Consider the following 18,436-nt stretch of genomic DNA (forward strand, 5'->3'; position numbering starts at 1 on the left):
GGCTGGAACTGCGCTGGATGGAACATCGGTAAACGTGCGGACCAGCGTCATGCCGGTCAATGATGCACCGGTCGCCAGTGGCAGCGTTATCCTGCCTTCCGAATACGCCAGTAGCGAGGAGGTGCGTGGCGAGAGTGTCGCAGCCCTGTTCGGGCCGACATTCTCTGACGCGGCGGATCAGCAGCGGAGTGCGGTCAACCCCGACGGGTCGGTAGCCGATCACCTGCAGGGCATTGCCATTGTGGGAAATACGGCCAACCCCGCAACGCAGGGCGTATGGCAGTATTCCACCGATAATGGGCAGACGTGGCAGCAGGTCAGCACATCCGTGTCCAGCACGGCCGCCCTGGTGCTTCCGGCAAATGCGGAATTGCATTTTGCGGCTGTGCTTGGCTTCTCCGGCACGCCCGGGGGCCTGTCGGCAGCACTGGTGGAGACCGGGGGTACCCTGGCGACAACGGCGCATGTGGCCGATGTCTCGGCCATGATGGCGGATGAAACCAGCCATATCTCCAGCGGCATCGTGCCGGTGACCACGCGGGCGACGTATGTACAGTGGGGCAATCCTGCCCTGTCCGGATCGACACTGAATAACGACATCAGTTCGTCCGACCTGCTCAAGACATCGGTGGAGGACGGCTTCGAGACCGAGTTCCAGCGCGGTTTTGGGGTTGCCCACCAGACGTGGATACGCGGTACGTCGATCTATCGCTTTGTTACCACCGGCGAGCAGTATGATATCGACGTACCGTCCGGGGCATTCATCAGTTCGGACGGGACGGACCTTAACCTGACACTGACGGCACGGCAGGCTGGTGGCGCGCCGCTGCCGGACTGGGTTTCATTCGATGCCCAGCGGCGCAGTTTTTCCATGATCGCACCGGATGACGCCACAGGCTCCATCGACCTGACGGTTATCGGTCGTGATGAATATGGTCATGAGGCCGAGGTGGACGTGCATGTGGTGATCGGGCGGGAACATCCGGCATGGCAGGTCGCCGATGACCCGTCCATGGTTCAGGCAGTGGACCGCGCGATGCAGGTGGTGGAGCAGGACATGAACTGGCTTGCCTTCAATCCCGATTTCCATCGCACTGTCCACAAACCCGCCGATGCGACACATGGCAAGAGGGGGCTGCGGGCGCAGATGCGCCAGATGGGGCTTCGCGCCGCCCATGCGCGTGGCCGAAACCTGATCAATCAGTAGCAGCAGGCAGCGGGACGGGGATGGCGGCAGGACCGGATGGACCTGCCGCCATTCGTGTATTTTGACCGGGGCGGCTGCGGTCCGGACAATGGATCAGGCCATGATCCGGCCTGATGGGGATATTGCGCGGGTCAGTTCACGTGACGACGCGCGCGGGAAAACAGGCCCAGACGCCTTATTCCGGCTTCTGGTCCAGACGGGTTATCTTCATATACCTGAATTCGGTCATGCCGTTTTCGGAGAAAGCAATGATGCGGTCAGCTTCGACAGGCGGGAAGATGAGGTCCGTTATGACGATGGAACCGTTTCGTGACAGCACTTCGACCGAATTACGGTCGATAATGACATGCAATGAAATCTCACCGTTCGGGGCAGGCATGGAGACGGCATGTTCAGGACTGAATTTGGGTGAGAAATCGGTCAGGCCCGAACGCGACCGGTCAACGATCAGCTCATGCTTTTTCATATCATAAACAATACAGGTGCCGATCTGGCCATCCGCCGTGGCCCGTACGAACAGACCGGCACGATCCGCGTCCTGTATACGCATGCTCATGTCGATATCCAGGACCTGCCCACGCGCGTGATCGGGCAGCAGATGGCGTTCGGATGACAGGCGCAGCCCATCGAAGGAAAGTGCCGGCCGGTCGTTGGCAACCAGCGTGGTGTAGTGTTTTTCAGGGGTCAGGCACAGTTGCGGGCGGCCCCCAATGGTCCGCAGGGCCATGGTCATGGGGAGGGTCATCTGGCCTTTCCATGGTGAGGTCGGCATCTGGACTGCGTAGTCCCAGTTGCTCATCCAGCCGATGGTTACGGGCGGGCTTTCAGGCAGGCCGGAAAAGACAAGGGCGGCATAATGATCCGCGCCGTAATCGAGCCAGTCATATGCCGCGGGGTCCGATCCATCGGGTGGCAGTCCCTCGGCATGGAATGTCGTACCATCGAAGGAGCCGACGAAATACATGCTGCCCGATCCGCCCGCGATGCTCCATGGATTGATCCCCAGCATCAGGACCCATTTCTGTTGTGCCGGATTTTCGTCCAGAGGCAGGGGAAACAGCGAAGGCATTTCCCACAACATGTCCGGGTGGACAAAACCGGTCGGCCCGAAATCGCTGAGGAACGTCCATTCCGTCAGGTTGGTGGATTTGTACAGCTTGACCATCTGTTCATTGGCAACGACGGCCGTCATGACCCAGTAACCACCGGGTGCGTACCAGAACACGCTGGGATCACGGAAATGGAGCGAGTCCGGTGACAATGTCAGCACGGGATCCTTGCCGTAAGGCTGCCACGTCCGCCCGTCATCCAGGCTGTATGCAAGGGACTGGGCCTGCACGCCTGCTGGTCTGGGGGCGTTTTCCTTGAAAACACTGGTGTATAATGCCACCAGCGGCGGATTATCCGTCGTGCCAAGCCCGGACGTGTTATGTGTATCCACGACGACCGTGCCGGAAAAAATATCCTTCGTGTCGCTGAACGGGACGGCCACATCATGTTCATGCCAGTGCAGCAGGTCCGGGCTGGTCGCATGTCCCCACGACATGTTTCCCCATTCCTCGCCAAGGGGATTGTACTGGTAGAAAAGATGATAGACCCCCTTGTAAAAAAAAGGACCATTGGGATCATTCATCCAGTTACGCCGGGGCGTATAATGCAGTAGCGGACGCCACTGAGGGGTTGTATCCTGCGATGGGGTGGAGAGTGCCTGCTGTGGGCTGTCGGCTGCCTGAGCATCTGGTCGCATGGTGTTGATATCTCCCCTTCAGGATACGGGTGCTATGGGACGGACGGTTCCTGCAGTATGGTTGTGGTACGAATATGGCTGGTGGCCTTCCGGACCGTGGCAGGTTCCGTACAATCCTCTTCAGTCCAAATCATACCGGTTTGCCAGCATATTGCCAGACCTCCCCGGTCCGTTCAGACCATGACACAGACTGGTCCATTATTGTTGCGCCACTGATCTGGAGTTTTAGGGCTGGCGCTTCCCCACGGGACCGATCCGGTTTTGCCACCAGCAGTGAACCCGTCTGACAGAAATGGCGGCACGTAAGGCCATGCCGGACAATCCGGCTTTATCGGTTATGGTGGCCGCAATGCCTGTCAGGGCGGCCTGTATGCAAGGAGCCAGTCGTGCGCAATCTTGATTTCAGTTCATGGCACAGCCTTCTTGCCACAATGATCGGGTTGTGCCTGATTACCTTGATTGGCGTTGGTATCCGGCTGCTGGTCATGGTCGTGGTCCAGCAGCGCCGGGAGCGCATGAACCGCCAGATCAATGAACGCCTGCGCACCCTGATCGCCGCCTATCGCACCCTGGGTGGTTCCTTTACCGGGGATCTGGCTGTGGATCCCCGGCATCGACGGGACATGCGGATGGTCGGGAATGGGGAGATGCTGTCCCCCGATGGCGCCAGTGATGGAACAGATACGTCTACCGTGGCAGGTTCCGACCGTGCCCGGCGTATCCGTGATGCCGTGGAGGCTGCCCTGTCAGATATCATTTTGCTGGGAACGGGCGAACAGGTGCGCCTGGCCACCCACGCGGCGCGGGAACTGGTTACGGGACAACGCGTGCATACACATGATCTGGTCGTCTCCCTGCGGGATTTTATCCGCAAGGCGCTTGATCTCGAACCCGTTCCGTCTGACCTCGACCTGCCCATGCAGGGTCCCGCCCGGATCCAGGCGACCGGCAGCCGTGGCAAGGACGACGGCAAGAAGGAGGGGGGGGGCAATGCCGGTGGTGGCGGAGGCATGCAGTCAGGCGGGGATACGGCCGTCACCGGTGAAACAGGCCTGGACGGTCACGAAAGCATGCCACAGGCCTGATGGGTTCATATCACGAACCATGTCCCCGGCGTGGCAGGACCGACGGAACCGGAATGGCACGGTGGTCGGTCCTGCTGGCGTGTCCGTTCTTTTACGGACGGGCGGTTGGAACATGGGTTGCATAACGGGCCCAGTTCCCCGTGAGGGTATGCGTGACCGCGCTGCCAACGCGCCATGCCGCCTCATAGGCGGGCATTCCCTCATCGGGATATTCAGCGGTCACGGATTGCAGGGCCGTCTGACCCTGCGGCGGCAGGGTATAGTTTGAAGCGGTACGCAGCACCATCAGGCGCTGATAGTCGACCCGGTGCATCCGGTCGAGCCGGAACATCGCGGTGGCAATGGCGGAATCTTCCATGTTGCTCATGGCGAATACGCCATGGGACGCCGTGAACATGTGCACCCAGTCGCGGGCATACTGGTTGAGGTGGATTCCGTGCCAGTACTGGTCAGAGGCAAAGCTGTCCCCCAGGATGACGGCCGGCTTGTGACGCGCACCGGGGTAGTCTGCCCACCCTTTGGAAAAGTCACGCATCTTTGGCGTATCCATCAGGTGCGTGGCGCGGGTGGTCCGCCATGCCCACTGGGCCAGTCCGGCGTTGAGTGGAAAGACAATCGGGTAATCCGCCAGGGCACCATGGTCCGTTCCGGTACCGTCCAGCGTATCGGGACGCTGCGCCCCGTTGGCGTATATCCCGTATGGCCAGTCTTTGGGGGCCTCGCGCATGTCGATGGACTGCGCAACGTCATTGACGACATAACGCGCCCATGCGGCAGACCCGACCGAGGCAACCTGCGGATCAACACCCGCAATGCCGGCAACAAGCCAGTAAGCCTGATGGAGGTCAAAACGGGGATCCGTTCCCAGCGCCATGATGGAAGTCCCCGCATTGACCAGCGACATGCCGGTCACGACCGCGATGACCGAATGATCCGGCGTGGACAGGATGGAATGCACGCCACCCGGGAAGTCTATTTTTTCGCTCAGATGCTCGCGTTCGGCCCATAGCTGGAGTTCACCGGGCTTGTCGCCGGTGTCGGCGCCGTTTTCGAATGTCGTGACAATGACGACCTTGACCGGCCATGGCGCATCCGCCGCCAGGGCCAGCGACGGCGCCGTGCATAAGGCACCCATGAGCAGCCCGGCAGCGCGAAACCTGGTCATGAAAGAGAAGGACATGATGTTTTTTCCTTATAGTTGGGCGGTGCAGGACAGGTCCATCAGAATGGATGGGCCAGCGCCTGTGTTTCAAACCGGGCGATATCGTGTTCCAGCCGCCATTGTAGGGCCGCCTTTTCGCTACGGTGCAGTAATCCGGCGCAGGTGAGTGAGGGCTGCGGGGCATCTGTCGGGGCGCAGGCCGCAACGGGCATGCCGGGCGTGTGATCGCGCCACAGGCTTTCCCCCGGCAGGAACGAGAATTCCAGCGCGTTGCGCACGATCTGTCTGATCTGATGGTAATCAAGATGCTGATCGACGACGGCGCTGACATATTCTTCCGTCAGGTCCGTGCGCAGTACGCCGGGATCATCGGTCGAGAGCACCACCGGCACGCCTGCGGCCAGATAAAGGTGCAGCGGATGGGCGCGCCCATGTACGCCAAGGATGACATCGTTGCTGGTCAGGTTGACCTCGATCGCTACGGGGCGTTGCGCCATCCGGGTCAGGGTTGCGCGCGCCTGATCTTCCATCGCGATATCGACACCGTGGCCAATGCGCGACGCACCGGCCTCAACCGCCTGGGCAATGTGTGACGCCAGTGCCGTCGGTGGCGCGACCGCCCGCGTCAGTTCGCCCGCATGTAGCGAGAAACGGACATCGGGATACCGAGCGGAAAGATAGCGGAACATTGCCATATGCAGCGCATAGTCCCGGACGGCGGTCACATTGTCTTCCGGTGCAAGGATGTTGACCCCCACCACGCGCGGGTCGGCATGGGCCAGGGCAAAGGCTGCCAGCATTTCGCCAAACACGCGGGCGGGCGTGCCCGTGCGGGTTACGGTGGCCAGGAACCGTACCGTGACCCCGCACGGACCCGCAGTTTCGCGCAGGGGAGCGGTGCAGGCCTGACGCTGGTCCGCACCTGCCATCCACGTATCGATTTCCTGCCGGGCTGTATCCAGCATGGTTGGCAGGGATGGGGCCAGCCTGTCATGCATGATGTCCAGCCGGGCAGGGTCCAGATGCATGGAACTGGCACGCTCGCCCATGGCGTCAACGCTGGCGGGACTGGACATGAATTCGACATACGAACTGTTCTGCCGGGCCTGCATCGTGCGCAGCAGGGTCAGTTCATCAATGAGCGAACGGGAGGCCACGGGGCCCGCTACATAAAATGTTGCAAAAAAATGGTCATGGCGCGGCAGGACCGGACCGTTCACTGCGTCCTCGCTTAGCGCGGCAATCAGGGCTGTGCGCCGGGCGTCGTCCATGCGCGCGACTGGCAGTGCATGATGCCTGCCACACGGCGGCGGCACGAACCGGGGCGCACCGCGGCGGGTAACGCAGTAATTCCGGTCCTGCGCCCAGTCGATATCGGTCTCGGCAAAGGCGGTTCCCCATGAATGGATATGCAGTTCGCCACCTTTGGGCATGGGCTGGAGGAACAGCCTGACCCGTGCCCGGTCTCCTGCAATGTCGTGCAGGCGTCTGGCGACAGCAGCCTCGCGCCCTTGCATGGACAGGGCCGGATCCGCGCAGGCCACCCATGGCGCCAGAAGGACGCATATCGCAGCAAGGAAGGGAAGAACGCGGAAATACAGGTTGTGATGATATGTCACCGGATGCTGCGGCACGGTTTCAGTCTCTTCATGTCTCGACCGGCATCTTTCCGCGCGCCGCGTCCGCCCTTCCGTCCGACAGGCGGTGTGACCTGTCGGGAAACAAGGAACCTGCATTATGTGGCGGATGCCATCATGCCGGCCTTCCGGGCAAAATCATCAAGCCGGTCAAGATAGGTCTGGCGTTCTTCTTCCCCGATCCAGGCGGCATTGAAGGCGTTTCGGCTGATGGTCAGCAGTTCGTCCGGTGTCAGATGTGCGCCATCACGCGCCATTTTCATTGCTTCCGTCATATAGACACCCTGCATGTATCCCGGATCATCGGAATTGATGGTAATGGTCAGCCCGGCATCCAGAAGGGCACGGATATCCTTCTCGTTACTGCTGGGGCGGATCGCCATGTTGGGGAACGGGCAGACCGTGAAGGGGATATGCCTCTCCCGCGCCTGACGTAGCAGGTCCGGCTTTTCCAGAATATTCAGGCCGTGGTCAAGCCGCTCGCTGCCCAGGTCCTCCAGTGCCTGCCGGATGTGTTCATGTGTATTTTCCTGATCAATGTCGCAATGCATTGTCACATGCAGTCCCGCATCGCGCGCGCGTTTGAATACGTTTGCGAATTTGGCGGGTGGGTTGCCTTTTTCATCGGAATCCAGCCCTACGCCAACAATGTCCGACAGATAGGGCTGCGCCTGCGTGAAGGTTTCTTCCGCTGACTGCGCACTCATTTCGCGGATAAAGCACATGACAAGCTGTGAGCGGATACCGAAATCCCGCTGTGCATCCTTTCGTGCCCGGTTCAGGCCCGAGATGACGGTTTCAAAGGCAATGCCGCGACGGGTATGAAGTTGCGGGTCAAAGAACATTTCCGAATAAAGGACATTCTGTGAGGCGGCTTTTTTAAGATAGGCATGGCACAGATCATAAAAATCCTGCTCGGTATGCAGCAGTTCCACGCCTTCATAGTACAGGGCCAGAAAGGATGGCAGGTCATGAAACCCGTAGCTGGCCCGAATATCGTCTTCCGTCATGTCCTGAAGCGGATGGCCATTCCGGCGCGCCAGAATGATCTTCAGCCCCGGTTCAAGCGTGCCTTCCAGATGGACGTGAAGCTCGGCCTTGGGGAGTGCCTCAATAAACGTATCGGAAGCGGGCATCATGATGTGAAAGCCTTCTGAGGGTCATGCAGAAAGGTCCATCATACACGTATGTCACGAAAATGAAACGATATTGTAATGGCCGGAACCGGAGTGGCATTCCCCGCCCCGATGCCTGCATGCATGGTTCCGTGACCTGCGCCCCGGACTGGATATGGGACAGCAGCAGGGAAGGCTGATTTCAACCTGCAGCGGGCATATCCTGATCCCTTTGCGCCGTTTCACGCTGAGCGGAATGTATTCGGTTCTGCTATATATAATCACGGTATATTCCCCTACCTACTTATTGCAATATGTTTGCAAATATAGGAAGAATCGGCAGGGATTGAGCATGTCCAGCCTACCGGGATGCCATCATGGATATTTCGATGCCCCGCATGTTATTTCCAGATTTGCATTTTTATTCATTTATATAGCTTAATTTTCCGTTACGAAAGTCATGGGTATTTTTGAATAAGAAATACGGTTTGTACGGGAATTATTTATTTTATGGTCAAAAATAACATGTTGCAACATAACATTGACACGTTATGACATTTAATAGTTAAAGCTGCATTTCTGGGAATTTAGGGCCAGATTTCTAAAGTGGAACGCAAATCGATATCGATGCAGTTGTTTTTTTAATTCCGGGACAACGGCTGTGCGCAAACCTGTTCCAGTTAAAAAACAGATTGAATACCAAAGTCCCACAATCCTGCGTTCCCATGGGTAATGCACGGCCCTGACAAGTCTGACATCATGGCGAAATCTGTTCCATGGTATAAGGCAGAGCCTGCGCAAGCGGGGGGACAGGGGCGCAGTCAGGCCGATATCGACAGCCATCCTTGTTCTGGGCTTTCCGGTCGCGGCGTCGGCCCAGTGCGTCACAAGTGGAAGTTCCATTCCCTGTACAAGTGGAACACAGACAACTACCGTGGAGGGTGTCACAAACGGACTATCCGTTACGGTCGGGGCGCAACCATTGCGACGACCAGCAATGCGGCCACCAATCCTTCAACGACTGATAACGATGCGATTGTCGTGCGGACAAATTCCAGTATCGAGGTGGCCGGAACGGTCGAGACCCAGTCGAATAATATAGTCGGCAAGGGCGGCACTATCCCGGGTCTGAACAGTACCGATACAATCGAAGGGGAAAACGGGACGACGATTACTGTCGATTTCGGTGGGCAGGTCTTCTCTGCGGGAACCCAGAAAACGGCAGAGGCCATCAACCTTACCGGTGAAGGCAATACCATTATCAACAACATTAACATTGAAGCGCAAAATGTCGATGCAATGTATTTTGATGATGAGAAAACGAGCGTTGGCACTGCGACCACTACCGCGACAATAATCAACAACGGTACCATTGCAGGATATCTGGCGGATAATACAGCAGCCAATCCGAATGGGAACGCCAACACCGTTGCGATTGGCGAAGGTGGTGGCGAGACATTCAACATTACCAATGAATCAGGTGCCACGATCGAGGGGGAGATCGTCTTCAACAAGGGCGTCACAAACCTTACGGTTGATCCGGGCTCCACGATTACCGGCAGTGTTCATGCCGATGGAGTTGCATCCACCAATACGGTCATTCTTGGCGGCGATTCCTTATCAACCGGCATCATGTCTTCATCCCTTCAGGGCGTGGTCGACGGTTTTTCCACCCTGGACAAGACCGGGACAAGCACATGGGAAGCCGACAAGTCCATTAATTCGGAACTGCTTAACAGCAAGGGTGGCGCAGAGGTGGTTGCGATTGATGTAAAGGAGGAACCCTTGCCCTGACTGGGAACGGCAGCATTGCGGATTCCCGTGGCGTCACGGTTAATTCGGGCGGGACGTTCGATATCAGCGGCACGACATCCGGCACGTCGGTCCAGCCCCTTGTGGGCACGGGCGATGTTGCGCTGGGGGCGAGACCCTGACGCTGTCTGACGCCAATGGTAATTATGGCGGCGCACTGTCGGGAACGGGTGGCTTGACGGTTGCTGGCGGGGTGGAAATCCTGTCGGGGCAAGAACAGCAGTTATACCGGCACGAGCACTGTGGCGTCCGGCGCGGTGCTGCAGCTTGGCACGCGTGGGACATCCGGTTCGCTTGGGGCAGCCTGTCGCCTTCAGGACATGCCTGCCGGCTGGCTGTATCGCGCCACCTGCATTCGATGCATCGACCCTTTCTCATCTGCGGACCAGCAAAACCATGCAGATTGTCGCGGTTTCCGTGCGCGGACAGACGATTGCTTTTCCGGTCTCCCTGAACGGTTTTTCCGGCGCATTTGACCGTATCAGGACAATAAGGAAACAGGGTTGGGGCATATTGCCAGCCATGCCATGACGGACGGACAGGTTGCTTTCAGCCTGTCTGTCGTAGCGTGTTCCATTTTTCCGGACCGGCACCAGTGTTTCGAAGGCGGTGCGGTATGCCGTTTCCCACCATAAAATGAAAGGCTGATGCTCCACGGCGTGCAGTCATCCTGCCGGGTCGGGAGGCTGCCATGCCATGCATTCGGACTGAAGTGGCGGACGCTCCATTCTGATTGCCTGCATGCGGTGGAGCATCAGGCAGATGGGCTGCGTCCGGCAGATGATGGCTTGCAATGCCGTGTCACTGGTCCTGCCCGGCATCCCTGACAGTGCGGCATCACGCCCGCACAACGGACCGTATGGAGATATATGTGGCCCTCAGCCCTGCACGGGCTGCAGGATCTGGCTCAATATGGTCGCGGTGACGGGATCACGGTGGAAATCGAGGCAGCTTTCAATGCCTTCCAGATGCCGCGCCATAAGGAGGGACGCCTCGGCATACTTTTCCGCCAGCAGCAGGTCCAGCAGGTCATGATGGTCGGAAGACAGGCAGCATGTCGCATTATGCCGTTCATACATCGTGATGATCAACGACATGCGCAGGATCAGTTCCTCGGTAATGCTTTTCAGGACTTCGTTGCCCAGTTCCTCGATCAACGTAAGGTGAAACTGCCCGGAGACATGGATCATGGCAATTGCGTCGTGTTTTTCATGCGCCTCGGCTTCCTGCGCCATGATCCTGCGCAGTCGCGTTACCCCCTGTGTCGACAGCTTGCGGTAAGGACGCGCCAGCAGGCTGACTTCGATCAGGCGGCGGCTGGCCAGTACGTCACGTGCTTCCTGCGGAGAGGGACGACTGACAAATGCTCCGCGGCCGGGTTCCAGCGTGACGATATGGGAACGTGAGAGCGAGAGCAGCACCCGCCGGATCTTGGCGCGGTTGGAGCGGAAGATCTGGGCCAGTTCCTCCTCGGGCAGCTTGCTGCCGGGTGCCAGCTTGCGTTCAAGGACCGCCTTGCGCAAGGCATCAGCTATGCGTGCTTCTTCCCTGGCAGATGATCCCATGGCCCGTGTTCCCCCCCGGTTTTGCTGAAACGCATTTCTGTTGGGACAGTCTGCTGTTCCCGTCAAGGGGTTTGATATTGTGAACAATAATGGTTGACGAAATGCGTTTCCAAACCATACTGACTGACAAAGGTCGCTGATATGACCTGCCTCATCACGATTGGATGCCCTGCCCGTGCCGCGCCTGCTGCTTATCAATCCGAATACCGACACGGACATGACGCGCCGCATGGTGACTTATGCTAATGCCCTGTTTGACGGTGCAGTTGCGGTGGAAGCGGTAACCGCGCGTTTCGGGGCGCGCTACATTACCGACCGGGTATCCGTCACGATTGCGGGCCATGCGGTACTGGATGCACTGGCATGCGCACGTGGACCGTTTGACGGAGTGCTGGTGGCCTGTTTTGGTGATCCGGGCCGCGAAGCACTGGCCAGCATCTGTCCGGTGCCGGTTGTGGGCATGGCGCAGGCTTCCCTTATGCGGGCGGCCCGGCTTCCGGGGCGGTTTTCCATCGTGACGGGTGGTCAGGAATGGAAGCCAATGCTGGCGGAGCTGGTACAGGCCTTGGGGCTGGGCGCACACCTGGCCTCCATCCGGATCCTGCCCGCGGCGGGGAACGTACTGGCTAAGGGGGGGGCTGCCGCCTGCCGGCAGATCATACGGACCTGTAACGATGCCGTGCAGCATGACGGCGCGGCCCGCGTACTGCTTGGCGGTGCCGGGCTTGCCGGGTTTGCCACGCGGATTGCCCCGGATGTCGCGGCGCCCGTCATGTGCTCCCTGCGCGAAAGCCTGCAGGAAGTCCGTAACCTGTTATCGCACCCCGCGCCGTCCCTGCGCCATCGTGCCCCGATGGAGACGGTGGGCCTGTCCCCCGAACTGCAGCGTTATCTGGCATCCGGGACGGATATCTGCGCGTATCAGGATTGAAATCCATTTTTGTAAACAATATGCGTTGACACGCATTTTGTACGCATATTATTTTACATCTGTAACGAGAGACATTTCTCTCAAGTATCATTTCACGTCGCAATCCCGACCCTGTCGTGCGGGATAGAGAATAAAGGACACCGGCAATGTGCCTTGACGGAAAAAGCCTGATCGGATCGTATTCCTCCAGGTTGGCCGCGCCGCTGCCCCGTTTTTCCGTTCAGCCCGCCAGCCTCCGGGTTTTCCTGGCCATTACCACCGCGCTGGCGCTGAGTGCGCCACGCGGGGCCGCACTGGCCCGCACGGTCCAGACCCATTCCGCGCATGCCCGCCCCGCGACCGCGCAGCATACCGATACGGCAGCGCAGCCGCAGGGCGTCCGTGCCACCGGCGGGGCTGAACAGATCCGGGTGGGCGCGAGTGTTGTCCATTCGGCCGACGGCGTGACCGGACGCGCGCCCGGTGGAGGGCTGATCCAGAAGCAGACTGCCCCCAAGGCGCGCAGTACCGTGACGCCTGACTACATCATGAAGCAGTCCCCGGCGCAGAACGCCTATAACGCCGTCAAGCTGCTGCCGGGCATCGTCGTGGCGAACACCGACCCCGCCGGCCACGAAAAATCTGCCCTGAGCATGCGTGGCCTGACGCAGGACCAGATCGCCAATGTGTGGGAAGGCATGCCGCTGAGCAGTATCGGTGGCTACAACCTTGACGTGGCATGGGTAACGGACAGCGAGAATATCGGCAGCGTATCCGTGCAGCCCGGTTCATCCAATCTCGACACTCCCGCCATCAACGGGTCCGGCGGCATGTTCGAGTTCAAGACCCGCGATCCGTCCAAGAAATTTGGCGGACTGGGGGATGTGGGCGTGGGCAACCGTGACTATACCCGCCAGTTCCTGCGCGTGGATACGGGGGAATGGGGCAAGACGGGCATCCGTTCCTACATCTCGTTTTCCAACCAGCATGATACGTTCTATCATGGGCCCGGTCAGGAAGACTTCAAGCACATCGATTTCAAGATCCTCAAGGAATGGGGGGATGGCAATCGCGTGTCGCTGGTCGGTGGCTTTACACGCGGTATTATCGGGAACGAGCCGTACTGGGACATGACCATGGCCAGTTGGAAGCAGAAGGGCCTCAAGAATGAACTGTCCGGCTCCTACGACCAGAACAATGCCGACGGTGGCACCGATTACTGGAAGCTGAACTGGCTGCATTCCAAGACCTTCAACATTGCAGCGCCATCGCATTTCAATTTCGGGCGTCTGGCGCTGGATGTAACCCCTTACGTGGCCGCCAACCAGAAGGTCTATGGCTCGGGATTCAACCTGAACGATCAGGTTTATTATGGATATGGCGGCAGCCCGCAGTCCATTTCGATACCCAATCAGTTGCCGGGCCAGTCCTATGGTGTGACGGAGCAGTACAGCAGCCTGAATGAAATGCGTGGCGGCGTGAATGCCAAGCTGAGCTACAAGGTCGGGCACCACCACATCTACCTTGGCTACTGGTTCGATTATGACAATTCGACCAATCTGGTTGGTTATACCGGTGTCAGCAGCAGTGGCGATCCGGCGACATCATGGGGCAAGGCAAGCAAGTCACTGCGGCTGGCAAATGGCCAGATCTTCTATTCCCAGAATTACAGTGACATTTCCACTGTCAATGGGATCTATGCCGGCGATACGGTTACACTTCTGGACGGGCGGCTGGTTCTGGATGGCGGCATGCGCGTCACCATGATCCATCGGGATGGCACCGATAATATTCCGGGCCTGCAGCGCAAGGTCAGCGCTAACGAATTCATGCCCCTGCCGACACTGGGCGGCCATTTCCAGCTGAACAAATATGTGCAGATCTTTGGTGGGGTCTCGACCGGTGCCAAGGCGCCCCCCGACAGCGCCATGATCACCACCATCAATCCCAATACCGGGCAGATCGCCAACCAGGGCGCAACCCACATCCATGATGAATACAATATCACGGAAGAAGTGGGCGTGCGCTATACCGGTAAATACATCATCGGGTCCTTCACCTATTTCCATTACAACCTGTCGCATCATCAGGTTTCCACGTCCATGTTCCTGGGGAACGAGGCTATCGGGCAGGTCATTGACGCAGGCAACCAGACCACCAACGGCTTTGACGCGGAAATCGGCACGCGGCCTATTCACCATTTCCGCCCCTATGCATCAATGCAGTACCTGCATTCTACCATCGACAATGATATTCAGGGCCTGCCCACCAAGGGAAAGATGGCGGTCAATACGCCCACATGGGCGGCCTCGCTGGGGGTGGACTGGGATAACGGGATTTTCTTCTGGAATTATGGCCTGAATTACTTTTCCAAACAGTATTCGACCTTCATGAACCAGGAAGCCCTGCCGTCGCTGTACACCATGAATGCGACCGTAGGTGCGCGCCTGCCACGCAACAGCCTGGTCGGGCGCGGGCTCAGCTTCCTCAAGAGCCCGGAAATCATGCTGTGGGTCAACAATATGATCGACAGCCATGCATATTCCGCCATCAACAGCGTCAGCCTGACCAATACGACCATTGGCAAGATTCAGGGCACGGCCCCCACCTACAATACGCTGGGTCGTTTTTCGGCTGTCGTGACCTTCCGTGCAGGGTTCTGAGCGGGCATCATGTAATGGGATACACACGCGGGCATGACCTTCACACGGCAGGCACACCCCAGCATAGTGTCCTGCGGAGGTTACGCGCATGAACATGCACACACGACCGGAAGCCGTTTCACGTTTCCCGGTCATGCAGCCAGGGGGGGAAGATGACAGGTTGCGTAATCGCGACCTGTTACCTGCGGAACGGCAGGACTGGAGCTGGTACGATTACCTGTCCTTCTGGATGTCGGATGTGCATAGCGTTGGTGGCTATGTAACTGCGGGAAACCTGTTTACGCTTGGCCTGCCTTCGGGGCTGGTCTTTGCTGCCCTGCTGGCGGGTGTGCTGATTGTCAACGTCCTGTGTAACCTTGTCGCCGTGCCCAGCCAGCGCACGGGCACGCCGTTTCCGGTTGTGTGCCGCATGTCCTTTGGCGTGCTGGGGGCCAATATCCCTGCCCTGATACGCGGTGTGATCGCCGTATGCTGGTACGGGATACAGACGTGGCTGGCGTCGAATGCGCTTGTCGTGCTGGCCCTGCGGCTTGTTCCCGGCCTGACGCCATGGGCGGAGGTCAGGCTGCATGGTATGCTGGGGCTTTCCACTGTGGGATGGGGAGCGTTCGCCCTGTTATGGCTGGTGCAGGCCGCCATTTTCTGGCGCGGGATCGAGACAATCCGCCGGTTTATCGAACTGGCCGGGCCTGCCGTTTATGCCGTCATGATCGCGTTGGACCTGTATCTGCTCCATCGTGTGGGGTGGCGCCATTTTTCCCTTCAGATTTCCGGTGTCGGCGCCCCCCTGCATGGCGGCACGCTTGTATGGACGGGCGTGAATGCCGTGGCCCTTGTGGTCTCCTATTTTTCCGGGCCGATGCTCAATTTTGGCGACTTTGCCCGGTATGGGCGCGGTGTTTCGGATATCCGGCGCGGTAATTTCTGGGGGTTGCCGTTCAATTTTGTCGGGTTTTCGGCCCTGACGATCTGTACCATTGCGCTGACGGCCCCCGCCTTTGGTCATGTCATGATCGATCCGGTGGAAACGGTGGCGCATATAGATAGCCTGACGGCGGTCATATTTGGCATGCTGACCTTCATCATTGCCACGGCAGGCATCAATATCGTGGCCAACTTCGTCTCGGCCTCGTTCGATTTTTCCAATCTGTCACCCCGGCATATCAGCCTGCGTGGTGGTGGCATGATTGCGGCGGCGGGCTCCATCCTCATCATGCCATGGAAGCTGTATGGCAGCCCGCATCTCATGCACCTGACACTGGATGTGCTGGCCACGTTTATCGGTCCCTTATTCGGTATTCTTGTGTGCGACTATTATATCGTGCGCCGCCGTCAGGTCGATGTGGCGGCACTTTATACAACCAGCCCGCAGGGCTGCTACTGGTACCGTAACGGGATCAACCCGGCTGCGGTCGTCGCCCTTCTTATCGCCGTCCTGGTGGGAAGCGCGGGCGTATTCATACCCGCATTATCGGCGCTGTCCGGATTTGCATGGTTCATGGGGTGCCTGACAGGGGGGGGAAGTTATCTTGCCCTGATGAAACTGGCCCGGTGAAGTTTTTTGCAGAAAGCTGCCGGGAACGTTGCCTTTGTAAAAAAGGCGGTAACCAAAAGCGTTTGTTTTCCAGGGTCTGTTAGGCCTTGATGTGGCCTGCCCTGGCAGCAATGGGAATGACGAGGAGGAAGGACGCAGCTGCCTTTTCGTAGCGTGTGGCAACAGCCCGCCATTCCTTGAATCTTGCATATAGGTTTTTAACCAGAAACCGATGCCTGTAGGCCCATTTGGGACAGGCGACTGGAGGAACATTTTTCCGCGGCGGGATGACAGGACGAGATCCCCGGCTCCAGAGAGATCCGCACGGAACATGTGCGGGGCATGACCACGATCACAACCGATGTAAGCGGACGGTCGAGGCAGATCATCAGGCACAGCATAAACGCACAACAGTTCCTGCGCCTGACCGGGCGAAAGCGTGAAAGACAATGCCCTGCCATGACCATCCATGACGACGCAGACCGTAGTGCCAAATCGGCCAAGAGTTCACGCTCTTTTTGGCGCTCTCCGTGTTTCCCTTTTTAGCCGCCCCGGCCGTCTTGTGATGGGCACGGATCGTTGTGCCATCAAGAAAGACCATACTCAATGACAGGCCCGTGCTTCTGATCTTCTCAAAGAGGCGCTTCCATACACCACGCTTCGAGCATCGAATGAACAACTGCGCCGCAATCCGTCAGAAGCCAGACTGAGGCGGCAGGCCGCGGGCTGTCAATTCAGCGGGTTGGTCGCCGGTTCGATACGGGGCAGGGCATCCTGCCGGTCCTTTGAGGTATCGACCTGACCTGTTCCGAAGGGACGTTTACAGCTTTGGTTGGCCCGTCGGGATGCGGTAAATCGACACTTCTGCGGCTTGTGGCAGGTCTCGACCACCCGGATGAAGGCACGATCCGGTTCGGATCACACGATGGGGACAGCTGCACGCCCGACGACCTGCGTCGCCAGGGCGCGCTGGGCATGGCGTTTCAGGATGCGGCACTCCTTCCGTGGCGGGACGTGCGTGCGAACATGGCCCTGCCTCCTGAACTCATCGGGCGTGACGGTCCACAGGCGCGGAAGAGGATCGAAAGCCTGCTTGCACTGGTGGGCCTGCAGAATTTCGGCGGGGCGCTGCCGGCGGCGCTGTCGGGTGGCATGTGCCAGCACGGCGCATTGGCCCGGGCGCTTGTGACGCATCCGCGCATTCTTCTTCTTGATGAACCTTTTGGGGCGCTGGATTTCGTCCTGCGACGCGAGATGGTACGCGAACTTCAGCGTATCTGGTTGGAAAGCGGGGCAACCGCGCTTATGGTGACGCATGGGATTGATGAAGCCGTCTTCCTGGCTGATACGATTGTCGTGATGGGGCGCGATCCGGGGCGGATTATTGCGACGGTCGAAGTTGACGTGCCACGTCCGCGTCCTGCCGGTTTCTTTGTCGATCCGTTTTTTCATGCGCTGTGCGACAGGATCGAACGGCTGTTGGAAAGCGCGTCATGACGTCGCAGATCAGGCAAAGGGAAGGATGGGTGAGGAAGGTGCAGTCGCGCTTGCCTGCCTGGCTCTCTGGCAGGGCGTTGCCATGCTCCAGCCGGACATGATTCCGGCACCGGGGGCGTCCTGCTTGCCGCATGGTGCGCGCATGACGCCCTGCTGACGGACCTGCAGGCGACGGCGCTTCCTGCGCTGGAGGGGTTTGTCATTGGCAATGTGCTTGCGGTAGCGGTGGCGTTTGTATTGTGGCGCCCGCTGGGGCATGTGTTTTCGGGTGTGGTGGCGGTTTTATACGCGCTTCCGCCGATTACGCTGGGACCGCTGCTTGTTCTGGCGTTCCGCAGCTCAACGTCGCAAGTCATCCTTGCCGCTATCTGCGTCTGTTATCCAACCCTTCAGGCCATGCGGACAGGATTGCGGGATATAGACCCACGGCTGAAGGATGTCGTGACGCTGTATGGTGGCAGTGCGGTCTCGACATTATGGTATGTGCGGTTACGCTCAGGCC

The 18,436-nt window shown here is 58.8% G+C and carries 14 protein-coding genes and 1 pseudogene; 9 read left to right on the top strand and 6 right to left on the bottom strand.

The features are described from left to right. A partial coding sequence (locus HNO79_RS10215) for a putative Ig domain-containing protein (RefSeq protein ID WP_214176807.1) occupies positions 1-1,207 on the top strand: 1,207 nt, incomplete at its 5' end. A gap of 175 nt (positions 1,208-1,382) precedes the next feature. Here the strand turns inward: HNO79_RS10215 and HNO79_RS10220 are convergent. Further along, complete coding sequence (locus HNO79_RS10220; protein ID WP_214164560.1) at positions 1,383-2,954, bottom strand: glycoside hydrolase family 32 protein; 1,572 nt, start codon at positions 2,952-2,954, stop codon at positions 1,383-1,385. 386 nt (positions 2,955-3,340) lie between these two features. On the opposite strand from HNO79_RS10220, the gene HNO79_RS10225 reads away from it, so the two are divergent. Further along, the gene (locus HNO79_RS10225; RefSeq protein WP_214164561.1) at positions 3,341-4,039 is read left to right on the top strand and encodes a hypothetical protein; all 699 of its coding nucleotides are present in this window, start codon (positions 3,341-3,343) and stop codon (positions 4,037-4,039) included. A 91-nt stretch (positions 4,040-4,130) separates the two neighbouring features. On the opposite strand, the gene HNO79_RS10230 is transcribed toward HNO79_RS10225, so the two are convergent. The 3 genes from HNO79_RS10230 to add form a co-directional block, all read right to left on the bottom strand. Next, complete coding sequence (locus tag HNO79_RS10230) at positions 4,131-5,219, bottom strand: purine-nucleoside phosphorylase (RefSeq protein ID WP_214164562.1); 1,089 nt, start codon at positions 5,217-5,219, stop codon at positions 4,131-4,133. A gap of 41 nt (positions 5,220-5,260) precedes the next feature. Then, complete coding sequence (locus HNO79_RS10235; protein ID WP_214164563.1) at positions 5,261-6,835, bottom strand: adenosine deaminase family protein; 1,575 nt, start codon at positions 6,833-6,835, stop codon at positions 5,261-5,263. 101 nt (positions 6,836-6,936) lie between these two features. Next, positions 6,937-7,977: an adenosine deaminase gene (gene add, locus HNO79_RS10240; protein WP_214164564.1), complete on the bottom strand. Its 1,041-nt coding sequence runs from the start codon at positions 7,975-7,977 to the stop codon at positions 6,937-6,939. 735 nt (positions 7,978-8,712) lie between these two features. On the opposite strand from add, the gene HNO79_RS10245 reads away from it, so the two are divergent. Together HNO79_RS10245 and HNO79_RS10250 are read left to right on the top strand one after the other, a co-directional pair. Continuing rightward, positions 8,713-9,747 (top strand): hypothetical protein, encoded by a 1,035-nt coding sequence (locus tag HNO79_RS10245; protein ID WP_214164565.1) that lies wholly within the window; start codon positions 8,713-8,715, stop codon positions 9,745-9,747. Between the two features lie 294 nt (positions 9,748-10,041). Next, positions 10,042-10,296 (top strand): invasion associated locus B family protein, encoded by a 255-nt coding sequence (locus HNO79_RS10250; protein WP_244987503.1) that lies wholly within the window; start codon positions 10,042-10,044, stop codon positions 10,294-10,296. A 347-nt stretch (positions 10,297-10,643) separates the two neighbouring features. Here the strand turns inward: HNO79_RS10250 and HNO79_RS10255 are convergent, their stop codons facing one another. Beyond that, positions 10,644-11,330, bottom strand: a complete 687-nt coding sequence (locus tag HNO79_RS10255) for a GntR family transcriptional regulator (RefSeq protein ID WP_200409718.1) — start codon at positions 11,328-11,330, stop codon at positions 10,644-10,646. A gap of 175 nt (positions 11,331-11,505) precedes the next feature. Between HNO79_RS10255 and HNO79_RS10260 the strand changes: the two genes are divergently transcribed. From HNO79_RS10260 to HNO79_RS10275, 4 genes are all read left to right on the top strand, one after another. Further along, positions 11,506-12,261: an aspartate/glutamate racemase family protein gene (locus tag HNO79_RS10260; RefSeq protein WP_244987504.1), complete on the top strand. Its 756-nt coding sequence runs from the start codon at positions 11,506-11,508 to the stop codon at positions 12,259-12,261. A 146-nt stretch (positions 12,262-12,407) separates the two neighbouring features. After that, on the top strand, positions 12,408-14,903 hold the full coding sequence (locus tag HNO79_RS10265) for a TonB-dependent receptor (protein ID WP_200409720.1): 2,496 nt from the start codon (positions 12,408-12,410) through the stop codon (positions 14,901-14,903). 88 nt (positions 14,904-14,991) lie between these two features. Then, positions 14,992-16,458, top strand: a complete 1,467-nt coding sequence (locus HNO79_RS10270; RefSeq protein ID WP_214164567.1) for an NCS1 family nucleobase:cation symporter-1 — start codon at positions 14,992-14,994, stop codon at positions 16,456-16,458. A 771-nt stretch (positions 16,459-17,229) separates the two neighbouring features. After that, complete coding sequence (locus tag HNO79_RS10275; protein ID WP_341460743.1) at positions 17,230-17,934, top strand: ABC transporter ATP-binding protein; 705 nt, start codon at positions 17,230-17,232, stop codon at positions 17,932-17,934. A 9-nt stretch (positions 17,935-17,943) separates the two neighbouring features. On the opposite strand, the gene HNO79_RS10280 is transcribed toward HNO79_RS10275, so the two are convergent. Further along, positions 17,944-18,192 carry a hypothetical protein gene (locus tag HNO79_RS10280; RefSeq protein WP_214164625.1) on the bottom strand — a complete coding sequence of 83 codons (249 nt, stop codon included), beginning with the start codon at positions 18,190-18,192 and terminating at the stop codon, positions 17,944-17,946. On the opposite strand from HNO79_RS10280, the pseudogene HNO79_RS17500 reads away from it, so the two are divergent. Further along, a pseudogene (locus HNO79_RS17500) lies at positions 18,193-18,414 on the top strand (hypothetical protein); the annotation flags it as partial. Between the last annotated feature and the right edge of the window lie 22 nt (positions 18,415-18,436).

This window comes from Komagataeibacter oboediens (assembly GCF_018491655.1).
Classification (GTDB): domain Bacteria; phylum Pseudomonadota; class Alphaproteobacteria; order Acetobacterales; family Acetobacteraceae; genus Komagataeibacter; species Komagataeibacter oboediens.

Excerpts from the sequence above, each read along its gene's own strand:
- HNO79_RS10220 (WP_214164560.1), bottom strand. The coding sequence starts at position 2,954 with ATGCGACCAGATGCTCAGGCAGCCGACAGCCCACAGCAGGCACTCTCC.
- HNO79_RS10280 (WP_214164625.1), bottom strand. The coding sequence starts at position 18,192 with ATGCCCCAGCGGGCGCCACAATACAAACGCCACCGCTACCGCAAGCAC.
- HNO79_RS10265 (WP_200409720.1), top strand. The coding sequence starts at position 12,408 with ATGTGCCTTGACGGAAAAAGCCTGATCGGATCGTATTCCTCCAGGTTG.
- add (WP_214164564.1), bottom strand. The coding sequence starts at position 7,977 with ATGATGCCCGCTTCCGATACGTTTATTGAGGCACTCCCCAAGGCCGAG.
- HNO79_RS10255 (WP_200409718.1), bottom strand. The coding sequence starts at position 11,330 with ATGGGATCATCTGCCAGGGAAGAAGCACGCATAGCTGATGCCTTGCGC.
- HNO79_RS10270 (WP_214164567.1), top strand. The coding sequence starts at position 14,992 with ATGAACATGCACACACGACCGGAAGCCGTTTCACGTTTCCCGGTCATG.
- HNO79_RS10230 (WP_214164562.1), bottom strand. The coding sequence starts at position 5,219 with ATGTCCTTCTCTTTCATGACCAGGTTTCGCGCTGCCGGGCTGCTCATG.
- HNO79_RS10245 (WP_214164565.1), top strand. The coding sequence starts at position 8,713 with ATGGCGAAATCTGTTCCATGGTATAAGGCAGAGCCTGCGCAAGCGGGG.